This window comes from Streptomyces sp. NPDC041796, from assembly GCF_055590785.1.
On sequence record NZ_JBVJAH010000012.1, the window covers coordinates 38,466 to 50,770 of the forward strand.

At 73.3% G+C, this 12,305-nt stretch carries 10 protein-coding genes; 5 read left to right on the plus strand and 5 right to left on the minus strand.

The window, feature by feature from the left end; translation table 11 throughout:
- Window positions 1–284 precede the first annotated feature (284 nt).
- Window positions 285–1,487 carry an amino acid deaminase/aldolase gene (locus tag ACZ6C1_RS24365; RefSeq protein ID WP_469243241.1) on the plus strand — a complete coding sequence of 401 codons (1,203 nt, stop codon included), beginning with the start codon at window positions 285–287 and terminating at the stop codon, window positions 1,485–1,487.
- Window positions 1,488–1,491: 4 nt separating this feature from the next.
- Here the strand turns inward: ACZ6C1_RS24365 and ACZ6C1_RS24370 are convergent, their stop codons facing one another.
- Both ACZ6C1_RS24370 and ACZ6C1_RS24375 read right to left on the minus strand, forming a co-directional pair.
- A complete protein-coding gene (locus ACZ6C1_RS24370; protein WP_469243242.1) occupies window positions 1,492–2,391 on the minus strand; it encodes a DUF2510 domain-containing protein in 900 nt (299 codons plus the stop codon).
- A 52-nt stretch (window positions 2,392–2,443) separates the two neighbouring features.
- Entirely contained in the window at window positions 2,444–2,683 is a 240-nt protein-coding gene (locus ACZ6C1_RS24375; RefSeq protein WP_469243243.1) for a hypothetical protein, read from the minus strand.
- 151 nt (window positions 2,684–2,834) lie between these two features.
- Between ACZ6C1_RS24375 and ACZ6C1_RS24380 the strand changes: the two genes are divergently transcribed.
- The gene (locus tag ACZ6C1_RS24380) at window positions 2,835–5,615 is read left to right on the plus strand and encodes a helix-turn-helix transcriptional regulator (RefSeq protein WP_469243244.1); all 2,781 of its coding nucleotides are present in this window, start codon (window positions 2,835–2,837) and stop codon (window positions 5,613–5,615) included.
- Between the two features lie 74 nt (window positions 5,616–5,689).
- Here the strand turns inward: ACZ6C1_RS24380 and ACZ6C1_RS24385 are convergent, their stop codons facing one another.
- From ACZ6C1_RS24385 to ACZ6C1_RS24395, 3 genes are read right to left on the minus strand one after another with little or no spacing between them, the layout of a single operon-like run.
- Window positions 5,690–6,472 (minus strand): 3-oxoacyl-ACP reductase, encoded by a 783-nt coding sequence (locus ACZ6C1_RS24385; RefSeq protein WP_469243245.1) that lies wholly within the window; start codon window positions 6,470–6,472, stop codon window positions 5,690–5,692.
- A gap of 5 nt (window positions 6,473–6,477) precedes the next feature.
- The gene (locus ACZ6C1_RS24390) at window positions 6,478–7,884 is read right to left on the minus strand and encodes an aldehyde dehydrogenase family protein (RefSeq protein WP_469243495.1); all 1,407 of its coding nucleotides are present in this window, start codon (window positions 7,882–7,884) and stop codon (window positions 6,478–6,480) included.
- On the minus strand, window positions 7,851–9,215 hold the full coding sequence (locus ACZ6C1_RS24395; RefSeq protein WP_469243246.1) for a glutamine synthetase family protein: 1,365 nt from the start codon (window positions 9,213–9,215) through the stop codon (window positions 7,851–7,853). The genes ACZ6C1_RS24390 and ACZ6C1_RS24395 overlap by 34 nt, the downstream gene beginning before the upstream one ends.
- 78 nt (window positions 9,216–9,293) lie before the next feature.
- On the opposite strand from ACZ6C1_RS24395, the gene ACZ6C1_RS24400 reads away from it, so the two are divergent.
- The 3 genes from ACZ6C1_RS24400 (at window position 9,294) to ACZ6C1_RS24410 (ending at window position 12,297) form a co-directional block, all read left to right on the plus strand.
- Window positions 9,294–10,040, plus strand: coding sequence for a FadR/GntR family transcriptional regulator (locus ACZ6C1_RS24400; protein ID WP_469243247.1), 747 nt, complete (start codon window positions 9,294–9,296; stop codon window positions 10,038–10,040).
- A gap of 121 nt (window positions 10,041–10,161) precedes the next feature.
- Window positions 10,162–11,604 carry an ethanolamine permease gene (gene eat, locus ACZ6C1_RS24405; protein WP_469243248.1) on the plus strand — a complete coding sequence of 481 codons (1,443 nt, stop codon included), beginning with the start codon at window positions 10,162–10,164 and terminating at the stop codon, window positions 11,602–11,604.
- A gap of 12 nt (window positions 11,605–11,616) precedes the next feature.
- Window positions 11,617–12,297, plus strand: coding sequence for a gamma-glutamyl-gamma-aminobutyrate hydrolase family protein (locus ACZ6C1_RS24410; RefSeq protein ID WP_469243249.1), 681 nt, complete (start codon window positions 11,617–11,619; stop codon window positions 12,295–12,297).
- The last annotated feature ends 8 nt before the right edge of the window (window positions 12,298–12,305 follow it).

Below are 12,305 nucleotides of genomic sequence, written 5' to 3' on the forward strand. Positions count from 1 at the left end.
CGGGGCTGGGCGCCGGGGGCGTGGCCGGTGCCGAAGACGGGCGGGCGCCGGGGGTCGGGGGTATCGACGGGCGTGGCGGGGTGCGGGAGGACGGGTGTCGTGCCTCGGTGCTCATCCGCCCCCCTGGTGTCGTCCGGATCGCCTTGCGGGGCAGGCCCGTTCGTCAGCGCGTGGGTAACTCTACGGGCTGTGGCCACCCGGACGGGAACGAGGCCGCAGGTCGGGGCGGATCTGACCGGAACATCCCCCTACCCCCGGGTAGGTGGTTCTGGCAGGCTCTGGCCATGACTCCTCGTGCCGCTGACCGAGCCCGGTACGACCGGGCCACCGCCCATCTCGACGCGCCCGTCGCCGTCGTCGATCTGGAGGCCTTCGACGCGAACGCCGACGATCTCGTGCGCCGGGCCGGGGGCAAGCCGGTACGGGTGGCGAGCAAGTCCGTGCGCTGCCGGGCGCTGCTGGAGCGGGTGCTGGCCCGGGACGGGTTCGCGGGCATCATGTCGTTCACGCTCGACGAGTCGCTGTGGCTGGCGCGCGCCGGGTTCGACGACGTACTGCTGGCGTATCCGTCGGTCGACCGCGCCGGTTTCTCGGAGCTGGCGCGGGACGCCAAGCTCGCGGGCGCGGTGACGGTGATGGTGGACGACCCGTCCCAGCTGGAGCTGATCGACCGGTCGCGTGACGGCGGTACCGAGGAGGTGCGCGTCTGCCTGGAGCTGGACACGTCGCTGCGTCTGCTGGGCGGACGGGTACGGATCGGGGCGCGCCGTTCGCCGCTGCGTACGCCGGCCGAGGTGGCGGAGCTGGCGCGGTCGGTCGAGCGCCGTCCGGGGTTCCGGGTCGTGGGGCTGATGGCGTACGAGGGCCATGTCGCCGGGGTGGGCGACGCGATCGCGGGGCGGCCGGTGCGGTCGCGTGCCGTGCGGCTGATGCAGGCGGCGGCCCGGAGGGAGCTGGCGGCGCGCCGGGCGGCCGTGGTGGCGGCGGTACGGGCGGTGGTGCCGGACCTGGAGTTCGTCAACGGGGGCGGGACGGGGAGCGTCCAGCACACCGCCGCCGAGGACGCGGTGACCGAGATCGCGGCCGGGTCGGGGCTGTACGTGCCGCGGTTGTTCGACAACTACACGTCGTTCGCGGGCCGTCCGGCGGCGCTGTTCGCGCAGCCCGTGGTGCGCCGGCCGGGCCTCGGTGTGGTGACCGTGCTGGGCGGCGGCTACCCCGCGTCGGGCGCCGCGGGAGCGGACCGCCTGCCGGTCCCGTACCTGCCGGAGGGGCTGCGCTACGACCCGCAGGAGGGCGCGGGCGAGGTGCAGACCCCGCTGCTGGGCTCCCCCGCCGACGATCTGCTGATCGGCGACAAGGTGTGGTTCCGGCACGCGAAGGCGGGCGAGTTGTGCGAGCGGTTCGACACCCTGCACCTGATCGCGGGGGACCGGGTCACGGCTGCCGTACCGACGTACCGGGGCGAGGGCCGGACGTTCCTGTAGGACGTCAGGGCCCGATGGTGCTGCCGACGCCGCCTCCGGTGGAGCTGCCGATCGGCCGGATGCCCCGCGTGATCTCGTCCATGGTGGTCAGCGGCGGGGCGCCCGGGCCCGCGGAGAAGGCGAACCGGACGATGACGGGCGACTCGCTGCCGAGGGACGAGGGGAAGACCAGGGACTGGACGTAGCCGCCGGGGCCCTGGTTGGTGGTGACCCGCCAGCGGACCAGGTGGCCGGTGCGTCCGGCGACGACGGCGGGCCGCTCGGCGAGCACCTTGTGGGAGCGGATGCCGCCGTGGGGCCGGGCACCGAGGGAGTCCTCGCCGAACGCGCGCTCGGCGGCCTTGGCGATGTCCTCCTTGGCGATGGCCGCCGGGTCGGCGGTGCCGGTGGCCGTGGCGGTGCGCGAGGAGACCGAGCCGCGCCTGCAGGAGCGGCTGCCGAGGGCGGGGCACGGGTCGGCGGCGACCGTCGACACGGTCGGCACGTCGTCCGAGTCGAACTCCGGCTCCTCCCAGCCGTCGAGGATGGGCAGGGTGATGCCGTTGAGCTGGTCGACGACGACGGTGGGGTCCCCGGTGGGCGGGGCCGTGGTGGGCGCGGGAGCGGGTGCGGAACCGGTCGGCGGCGGCGCGGGGCTGTTCCGGGCGTCCACGGGCGGCTCCTCGTCGGATCCGAGGACGACCGCCGCCGTGGCGACCACCGCCACCACCGCCGCGACGGCCGCGGCGGTGACGGCGATGAGGCGGCCGTTCCGTCGCGCAGGGCGCGCGGTGGCCATGACGGTGGTGGGGGCGCCGGTGCCGGCGGCACGGGTGTGTCCGGTCCAGGCGGTGCCGTCCCACCAGTGTTCGACGGCGGGGTTGCCTGGATCCGGGTACCAGCCGGCCGGGGTCGTCATGCTCATGCGGTCACCTTAGGGGTCGTGCCCGGAGCCCCGTGTGGGTGGTCCGGTCGCGTCAGGGGGCGCACACCACGTGGAGGGTGCCGCTGCCCCCGAGTCCGTCCGGCTGCCGCACGTCGCCCTCCCACCCGGCGGGGCAGATGATCGTCGTCCTCCCGGTCGTGGAGTACCCGGAAGTGACGACCGTGGCGGAGTTCGCGGCGTCTCCGGAGGGAGCGTGGAACAGGACCATGGCGAGGAGGACGGAGGCGGCGGTGTCAAGGACGTACGTGGCCTGTCGGACAGCAGCGCTCATCAGGGGTTTCCTTTCGGTCTGACCGGTGGTGCGGTGCATACCGACACCGTGGCCCGCGCGGACGGTCCGGGACATCAGTGCTGCCACTGAACCGCGGTACGCAATCGCGGAGTTGCCCTTGTTCCTGTCGCGTGCGCGAGATACTCCCGGCATGCGAAGCGACTTCGTCGGGCGGGCGGCCGAGCTGACGTTCCTCGGCCGGCGGATCGAGGCGGCGACGCGCGGCACCGGATCGGTGGTGCTGATCGCGGGCCCGGCGGGCATCGGCAAGAGCACCCTGGCGGCCGAGGCGCTGCGCCGCCACGCCGACCGTGTGAACGTCCTCGTCGTACGCGGCCATTGCCCCAGGGACGCGGTGGCGCCCCCGCTGTGGCCCTGGCGGCGCGCGCTGCGCCGTGCCGGGGTCACCTCCTCGATGCACGAGGAGGGGGCCGCTGCGGCGCCGGACGGCCAGGGGCGTGCGACGGGGCAGCCGCCGTGGAGTGGGACGGAGCCCGCCGCCGCCGCGGCGGCGCGGTTCCTGGAACTGGCCCGGGCGAGTGAGGCGCTGGTCGCGGCTGCCGCCGGGCAGGCTCTGGTGGTCGTCCTGGAGGATCTGCACTGGGCGGACACCGCCACGCTCGACCTGCTGCGGCACGTGACCGGCGAGGTCGCCGACTGCGGACTGCTGGTACTGGGCACCTTCCGGGAGCCGGCCCCGGAGGAGACCGCCGCGGCACTGGCGGACGTGTGCCGCTACGGGGGCGACGTGCTGCGGCCGGCACCGTTCACGCGTGCGGAGGTCGCGCAGTGCCTCGGCGAGCCGGACGCGGCGGAGTCGTACCGGCGTACGGGTGGGTTGCCGCTGCTCGTGTCGGCACTGCGCAGGCACGCGGGCGACCTCGGCACCATCGTCAGCGGACTGTTGGCCGGACTGACCGCCGAGCAGCGGGCCGTGGTGCGTGCCGCGGCCGTGCTCGGTGAACGGCTCGACGCCGGCCGGCTGACCGCCGTCCTGCCCGAATCGGGGGAAACGGTCGTCGCTCAGGCGCTGGCGGCGGCCTGGCACGCCGGTGTCCTCACGGCGGCACCGGCCACCGGTGCCGGGCGCACGTACCGCTTCTCCCACGATCTCGTGCGCGACGAGGTGCTCGGCCGCATCCCCCCTGCCACCGCCCGCGCCCTGCACCGAGCCGCCGCGCGGGCACTGGAGCAGCTCCAGGACCCCGTCGAGGCGGCCCGCATCGCGGCGCATTGGCGGAACGCCGGAAAGGAGCCGGAGCATCGTGCCGCCGCCGCGCACTGGTCCCGTATCGCCGCGGACCGGGCTCGTCGGCGGCACGCCTACGCCGACGCCGCCCGGCACTTGGCGGACGCCGCCGCCGTACTGGGGGCGGGGGACCCGCAGCGTGCGCCGGCGCTGATCGAGCTGGCCCGTGCCGAGTACCTCGCCGGGCGCTACGACGCCGGGCTGCGTCACTGCGCCGAGGCGGCGGACGCGGCGGCGGACGACCAGTCGGCGTTGGTCGCGCAGGCCGCTCTGGTGTTGCAGGGGGTCACCTTCCCGAAGGCCTCACAGGCTGTCGCCGCGCTGTGCGGGAGGGCGCTGGCCGTCGACGGCCTGCCGGGCGCGACACGCGCCCGGCTGCTGGCCCAGCTCGCCACCGTGTCGGCCGATCTCGGCCGGCACGACGCCGCGGCCGGGCACGCGCGTGCGGCTCTCGACCTGGCCGGGGCGACCGCTGATCCGAGGGCCGAACTGGACGCGGCGCGGGCACTGCAGATGACACTGGCCCATCCGGACGACACGGCCGAACGCCTCCGCCTGGGCGAGCTGGCCGTGAACCGGGCCGAGCAGCTCGGCGATCCGCTCGCCGCGGTGCTGGGCCACGAGTGGCGCGTCCAGGCCGGGTATCTTCTGGGCCGGCTGGACCTGGTGGACGACGCGATCCGCGGCATCGAGGCGGTCGCGGCCCGTTCCGCGTTGCCCCTGACCCGCTGGCACCTGCTGCGTGTCAGCGCCGCCCGGGCCGTACTGGAGGGACGGTTCGCCGCCGCCCGCGCCTGCAACGAGGACGCCGCCGAACTCGCGCTGGCCGGCGGGGACCACACCGCGATGGCCATGGACCTCGTGCTGCGCCAGCAGCTGGCGCTGGTACGCGGCGACGCCTCGGACCTGCCGGAGTCGATGTGGCGTGACCTCGACCGGGCGGCGGGACGGCCGCTGATCCTGTCCGTGCGGGCGCGGGCGATGTTCCTCAGCGGGCGGCTGGACGAGGCGCGGGAGGCCTACGCCCGGCTGCGCCCGCTGCTGCCGGTGCCGATGGCCGACCCGACGTGGCCCGCGGTACTGCTGCACCTGACCGAGGTGATCGAGCTGGTCGGCGATGCCGAGACCGCGCGGTCGGCGTTCGAACGGCTCGCCCTGTTCCGGGCGTATCCGGGAGCGCTCGGCACGCCCACGGCGTACTTCACGGGCACCGTCAGCCGCGACCTCGGCCGCCTCGCGCGGACCGCGGGCCGCCCGGCGGAGGCCGAGGGGCTGCTCCGCGAGGCTCTGGTGCGCAACCGGGCACTCGGTGCGGAGCCGTACGTGGCGCTGACCTGCCTGGATCTGGCCGCCCTCCGGCGCGACCGGGGAGCCCTGGTGGAGGCGGCCGAGCTCGCCGGTGAGGCGTTGGCCATCGCCGACCGGCTCGGCCAGCCGGGTCCGGCCGCCACGGCCGTACGGCTCATCGGTGAGATCACCGCCCTGAGGGAGGGCGACGACCCGCTCACCCCACGTGAGCGGGAGGTCGCCGCGTTCCTCGCGCGGGCCCGCACCAACCGTCAGATCGCCGGCGACCTGTTCATCTCCGAACGGACGGTGGAGAGCCATGTCCGCAGCATCCTCACCAAGCTGGACTGTGCCAACCGGACGGAGCTGATGGCCCGGTGGGCCGGGCAGGGGTAGCTCGGGGTGCGCCCGTCGGCCGGCGCGCTCCGTCTCGGCGCGGAAACGGCCGGCCGTCGGGGTGGCCGTGGGGCCTACAGCGGGGTGACGTACGCGCCGGAGATGCCGCCGTCGACGAGGAAGTCGGTGGCGTTGACGAACGACGAGTCGTCGCTGGCGAGGAACGCGACGGCCGCCGCGATCTCTTCGGCCTCGGCGAAGCGGCCGGCCGGGATGTGGACGAGGCGGCGGGCGGCGCGCTCGGGGTCCTTGGCGAACAGCTCCTGGAGGAGCGGGGTGTTCACCGGGCCGGGGCACAGGGCGTTGACGCGGATGCCCTCGCGGGCGAACTGCACGCCCAGTTCGCGGGACATGGCGAGGACGCCGCCCTTGGAGGCGGTGTACGAGATCTGGCTGGTGGCCGCGCCCATGATGGCCACGAAGGAGGCCGTGTTGATGATCGAGCCCTTGCCCTGGCGCTGCATGTAGGGGATGGCGGCCTTGCAGCACAGGTAGACGGAGGTGAGGTTGACCTCCTGGACCCGCTTCCAGGCGTCCAGGCCGGTGGTGAGGATGGAGTCGTCGTCGGGGGGCGAGATGCCGGCGTTGTTGAAGGCGATGTCGACGCTGCCGTAGGTGTCGTACGCGGTCTTGAACAGCGCTTCGACCTGTTCGGCGTCGGTGACGTCGACGCGCACGAACGTGCCGCCGACCTCGTCGGCCGCGGCCTTGCCGGCGGTCTCGTCGATGTCGCCGCAGACGACGTTGGCACCCTCGGAGGCGAGGCGGCGCGCGGTGGCGAGGCCGATGCCGCTGCCGGCGCCGGTGATGACGGCGGTACGGCCGGTGAGGCGGCGGCACACAGTGTTGTCGGTCATGTCGGTCAGGCCTCCGTGCTGATGAAGACGTTCTTGGTTTCGGTGAAGGCGGTGAGGGCGTCGGGGCCGAGCTCGCGGCCGAGGCCGGACTGTTTGTAGCCGCCGAACGGGGTCCAGTAGCGGACGCTTGAGTGGGAGTTGACGGAGAGGTTCCCGGCCCGCACGGCACCGGAGACGCGCAGGGCGCGGCCCACGTCGCGGGTCCAGATGGAGCCGGACAGGCCGTACTCGGTGGCGTTGGCGAGCCGGACGGCGTCGTCCTCGTCGTCGAAGGGCAGGACGACGGCCACGGGGCCGAAGACCTCCTCGACGGCGGCGGGCGCGTCGGGCGCGAGGCCGGTGAGGACGGTGGGCGGGAACCAGAAGCCGGGGCCTTCGGGGGCCTTGCCGCGGATGCCCTCCAGGCCGTCGGGGACGTACGAGCGGACCCGGTCGAGCTGGGCGCGGGAGATGAGGGGGCCCATCTGGGTCCTCTCGTCGGACGGGTCGCCGACGACGATCTCCTCGATGGCGGGGGCCAGCAGCTCCAGGAAGCGGTCGTACACACCGCGCTGGACGAGGACGCGGGTGCGGGCGCAGCAGTCCTGGCCGGAGTTGTCCAGGAACGACATGGGGGTGGCGGCGGCCGCGGCCTCGATGTCGGAGTCGGCGAAGACGATGTTGGGGCTCTTGCCGCCGAGTTCGAGCGTCACGCGCTTCACACGGTCGGCGCACTTGGCCATGATGCCCTTGCCGACGCGGGTCGAGCCGGTGAAGACGATCTTGGCCACGCCGGGGTGCTCGACGAGCGCGTCGCCCGCCACCGCGCCCGCTCCGGGGAGTACCTGGAACAGGTGCTCGGGGAGACCCGCCTCCAGGGCCAGTTCGGCGAGGCGGAGGGCGGTGAGGGGGGTGGTCTCGGCGGGCTTGAGGACGACCGCGTTGCCGGCCGCGAGGGCGGGGGCGGTGCCCCAGGCCGCGATGGGCATGGGGAAGTTCCAGGGCGCGATCACGCCGATGACGCCGAGTGGTTCGAGGATGGTGACGTCGAGCCCGCCGGGGACGGGGATCTGACGGCCGTTGAGGCGCTCCACTCCCCCGGCCGCGTAGTCGAGCAGGTCGCGGACGTTGCCGGCTTCCCAGCGGGCGTTGCCGATGGTGTGGCCCGCCTCGCGGACCTCGAGCCGGGCCAGCTCCTCGACGTGCTCGTCGACGACGGCGGCGAAGCGGCGCAGCAGGCGTGCGCGGTCGGCGGGGGCCGCCGCCGCCCACCCCCGCTGGGCGGCGGCGGCGCGGGTGACGGCCGCGTCGACGTCGGCGGCGGTGGCTGCCGGGACGGTGGCGACGACCTCTTCGGTGGCGGGGTTGAGTACGAGGTGCTCGGTGCTCACATGGGTCCTTACAGGCGTTCGAAGGAGCGGCGCAGCTCCCAGTCGGTCACCGCGGCGTCGAAGGCTTCGAGCTCGACCCGCGCCATGTTGCGGTAGTGCGCGACGACCTCGTCCCCGAAGGCGGCCTTCGCGATGGGGCTGTTCTCCCAGAGTTCGGCGGCCTCGCGGAGGGTGGTGGGCACGTGGGCGTATTCGGCGGTGTAGGCGTTTCCGGCGCACGGCTCGGGGAGTTCCAGCTGCTGTTCGATGCCGTACAGGCCGGCTGCGACCAGACCCGCTACGGCGAGGTGCGGGTTGACGTCGCCGCCGGGGAGGCGGTTCTCGAAGCGCATCGAGCGGCCGTGTCCGACCACCCGGAGGGAGCAGGTGCGGTTGTCGTATCCCCAGGCGACGGCGGTCGGCGCGAAGGAGCCGGGCTGGAACCGCTTGTAGGAGTTGATGTTGGGCGCGTAGAGGAGGGAGAAGTCGCGGAGCGCGGCGAGCTGTCCGGCGAGGAAGTGCCGCATGACCTGGGACATGCCTCCGGGGCCGTCACCCGCCATGACGTTGCGGCCGTCGGCGTCCTGGAGCGACAGGTGGATGTGGCAGGAGTTGCCCTCGCGCTCGTTGTACTTCGCCATGAAGGTGAGCGAGACGCCCTCCTGGGCGGCGATCTCCTTGGCGCCGGTCTTGTAGATGGCGTGCTGGTCGCAGGTGACCAGGGCCTCGTCGTACTTGAAGGCGATCTCGTGCTGGCCGGGGTTGCACTCGCCCTTGGCCGACTCGACGGTCAGCCCGGCGGCGGCCATCTCGTTGCGGATGCGGCGCAGCAGGGGCTCGATGCGGCCGGTGCCGAGGACGGAGTAGTCGATGTTGTACTGGTTCGCCGGGGTGAGGCCGCGGTAGCCGGCGTCCCAGGCCTGTTCGTAGGTGTCCTTGAAGACGATGAATTCGAGCTCGGTGCCGACGTGTGCGGTGTAGCCGTGCTCGGCGAGCCGCTCGAGCTGGCGGCGCAGGATCTGGCGGGGTGCGGCGACGACGGGGGAGCCGTCGGTCCAGGCGAGGTCGGCGACGAGCATCGCGGTGCCGTCGTTCCAGGGGACGCGGCGCAGGGTCGACAGGTCGGGGCGCATGGCGAAGTCGCCGTAGCCCTTGGACCAGGAGGACATGTCGTAGCCGTCGACGGTGTTGAGCTCCACGTCCACGGCGAGGAGGTAGTTGCAGCCCTCGGTGCCGTGTTCCAGCACGTCGGACAGGAAGAAGGGTGCGGCGAACCGCTTGCCCTGGAGCCGCCCTTGCATATCGGGGAAGGCCAGGACCACTGTGTCGATCTCACCGCTCGCGACGAGGGCACGCAGTTCCTCGACGTCGAGCGGGGGTTTGCGGTCTGCCACGGGATTGCTCCTCCTTCGGTCAGCCGGGAGCCATAAGGTATTGGGTGAGACCATTGCTTGGGAAGGGGAAACCGCGAGGTGGCGAAGAAGAGCCCGGGCCGTGAGCCCGAGGACCGGCTGGCGCCCGTGCTGCGACCGGTGCGGGCGGGCAACGGCTTCGAGGAGGCGCTGGAGCAGATCCTCCAGGTGGTCCGGCTCGGCCTGGTGCCCGGAGGTGAGCGGCTGCCCGCGGAGCGGGAGCTGGCGGACCGGATGGGCATCAGCCGGGTCACGCTGCGCGAGGTGCTCAAGGTGCTCCAGGAGCAGGGCCTGGTGGAGAGCCGGCGCGGCCGCTACGGCGGAACGTTCGTGCTGCACCGGGACCGGGTGCCCGGCGACTCGGGCGAGGCGGAGCTGCGGCGCCGTATCGCCTCGGTCGACGTCGAGGACACGCTGCGTTTCCGGGAGGTGCTGGAGGTGGGCGCGGCAGGGCTGTGCGCGGCGCACGGGCTGGCGGAGGAGGACGCCGAGCGGCTGCGTACGGCGCTGCGGGCGACGCACGACGCACCGCTGGACGACTACCGGCGCCAGGACACGCTGCTGCACCTGACGCTGGCGGAGCTGTCCGGCTCGCCGACGCTGACGGCGCAGTACGCGGCGGTGCGGGCGTCGGTGAACGATCTGCTGGACTGCATCCCGCTGCTCGTACGCAACCTGGAGCACTCGCAGCACCAGCACACCGCGCTGGTGGAGGCGGTGCTGGAGGGCGACGCGGACGCGGCGCGCGAGGTGATGCGGGAGCACTGCGCGGGGACGGCGGCGCTGCTGCGCGGCTTCCTCACGTGATCCACCGCGCCCCGGGCGTAACCCGAAAGTAACGCACGGGTCTTGCGCTCACGCGTGACCACCGCAAAGGTATGGGACCACTCCATTGGGGCCCGACCACCGACGCGGGAGCGCTGTTGCCATGACGCTGGAAGAAACCAAGGACACATCCGTCCCCGCCGACGACTACCTCAAGCGCCGGGCCCTGAGGCAGGGCAGCGCCGGCTGGCTGCTGCTCACCGGCCTCGGCGTCGGCTACGTCGTCTCCGGCGACTTCTCCGGCTGGAACATCGGCCTGGCCGAGGGCGGGTTCGGCGGGCTGGCGATCGCGACCCTCCTGATGGGGGTGATGTACGCCTGTCTCGTGTACGCCCTCGCCGAACTGTCCGCCATCCTGCCCGCGGCGGGCGGAGGGTACGGCTTCGCGCGGCGGGCGCTCGGGACCTGGGGCGGCTTCCTCACCGGCACGGCCATCCTCATCGAGTACATCCTGGCCCCGGCCGCCATCTCCATCTTCATCGGCGACTACGTCGAATCCCTCGGCCTGTTCGGCCTGGAATCCGGCTGGCCCGTCTACCTCGCCTGCTTCGTCGTCTTCATCGGCATCCACCTGTGGGGCGTCGGCGAGGCGCTGCGCTTCAGCCTGATCGTGACGGCCATCGCGGTGGCGGCGCTGCTCATCTTCGCCTTCGGCGCCTTCGCCGAGTTCCAGGCGGACGGGCTCGACGACATCCCGGCCGATCCCTCGGCGTTCGGGTCGAACTCCTGGCTGCCGTACGGGCTGCTCGGCATCTGGGCCGCCTTCCCCTTCGGCATGTGGTTCTTCCTGGGCGTGGAGGGCGTGCCACTGGCCGCCGAGGAGGCCAAGGACCCGGTGCGGTCGATGCCGCGGGCGCTGTCGCTGTCGATGCTCATCCTGGTGCTGCTCGCCGTGCTGACGTTCTTCGCGTCGACGGGCGTGCGGGGGTCGGCCGCGATCCAGGACGCCGGCAATCCGCTGGTCGTGGCACTCCAGGGGGACGGCGATCCGACCGCGCTGAGCCGGTTCGTCAACTACGCGGGACTGGCGGGCCTCGTCGCCTCCTTCTTCTCGCTCATCTACGCGGGCTCGCGCCAGCTCTTCGCCCTCTCCCGGGCCGGGTACCTCCCCCGGTTCCTGTCGCTGACCAGCCGCCGCAAGTCCCCGTACCTGGGTCTGCTGATCCCCGGCGCGATCGGTTTCGCGCTGGCGGCCGGTACCGGGAACGGGGCGCGGATGCTGAACATCGCGGTCTTCGGAGCCACCATCAGTTACGCCCTGATGGCGCTGTCCCACATCGTGCTGCGGCGCCGCGAGCCCGATCTGCCGCGCCCTTACCGCACGCCCGGTGGGGTGGTGACGTCCTCGGTCGCCTTCGTCCTGGCGCTGTCCGCGCTGGTGGCGACGTTCCTGGTGGACAAGGACGCGGCGTTCATCGCCCTGGGCGTCTACGTGGTCGCCCTGGCGTACTTCGCCTTCTACAGTCGGCACCGACTCGTGGCCAACGCGCCCGAGGAGGAGTTCGCGGCGCTGGCCGCGGCCGAGGCCGAGCTCGAACGCAACTGAGAGGAACCCGTTGTGCCCGCCAAGCCGCTGATCGGCCTCACCACCTACCTGGACCCCGCGAAGTGGGGCGTGTGGGAGATGCGGGCGGCGCTGCTGCCCGAGACGTACCCCCGACTGGTCCAGGCGGCGGGCGGCATCGCCGCGATGCTCCCGCCGGACGCGCCCTCCCTCGCCCCGGAGACGGTCGCCCGTCTCGACGGCCTCGTCGTCGCGGGCGGCGCGGACGTCGACCCCGCCCGGTACGGAGCCGACCGCGACCCGCGTACGGGACCGGCCGCGGCGGAGCGGGACGCGTGGGAGCTGGCCCTGATCGAGGCGGCCCTGGCGTCCGGCACGCCGGTGCTCGGCGTCTGCCGCGGTATGCAACTGCTGAACGTCGCCCTGGGCGGCACGCTGCTGCAGCACCTGGACGGGCACACCGGCGGGGTCGGCGTGTTCGGCACCCACACCGTGAAGCCGGTGCCGGGCACCCGGTACGCGTCGCTGATCGGCGAGGAGACGGCCGTCCCGACCTACCACCACCAGGCCGTGGACCGGCTCGGCGACGGCCTGACGCCCTCGGCCCACGCGGAGGACGGCACCGTCGAGGCGATCGAGCTGCGGGGTCCGCACTGGGCGCTGGGCGTGCAGTGGCACCCGGAGATGGGCAACGACCTGCGGGTGGTGGAGGGGCTGGTCGCGGCGGCGGCGTGACGGGCGGA

What these genes read in the sequence shown, in the direction of transcription:
- ACZ6C1_RS24365 (WP_469243241.1), top strand. Translation starts at nt 285, where the DNA reads ATGACTCCTCGTGCCGCTGACCGAGCCCGGTACGACCGGGCCACCGCC.
- ACZ6C1_RS24370 (WP_469243242.1), bottom strand. Translation starts at nt 2,391, where the DNA reads ATGAGCATGACGACCCCGGCCGGCTGGTACCCGGATCCAGGCAACCCC.
- ACZ6C1_RS24375 (WP_469243243.1), bottom strand. Translation starts at nt 2,683, where the DNA reads ATGAGCGCTGCTGTCCGACAGGCCACGTACGTCCTTGACACCGCCGCC.
- ACZ6C1_RS24380 (WP_469243244.1), top strand. Translation starts at nt 2,835, where the DNA reads ATGCGAAGCGACTTCGTCGGGCGGGCGGCCGAGCTGACGTTCCTCGGC.
- ACZ6C1_RS24385 (WP_469243245.1), bottom strand. Translation starts at nt 6,472, where the DNA reads ATGACCGACAACACTGTGTGCCGCCGCCTCACCGGCCGTACCGCCGTC.
- eat (WP_469243248.1), top strand. Translation starts at nt 10,162, where the DNA reads ATGACGCTGGAAGAAACCAAGGACACATCCGTCCCCGCCGACGACTAC.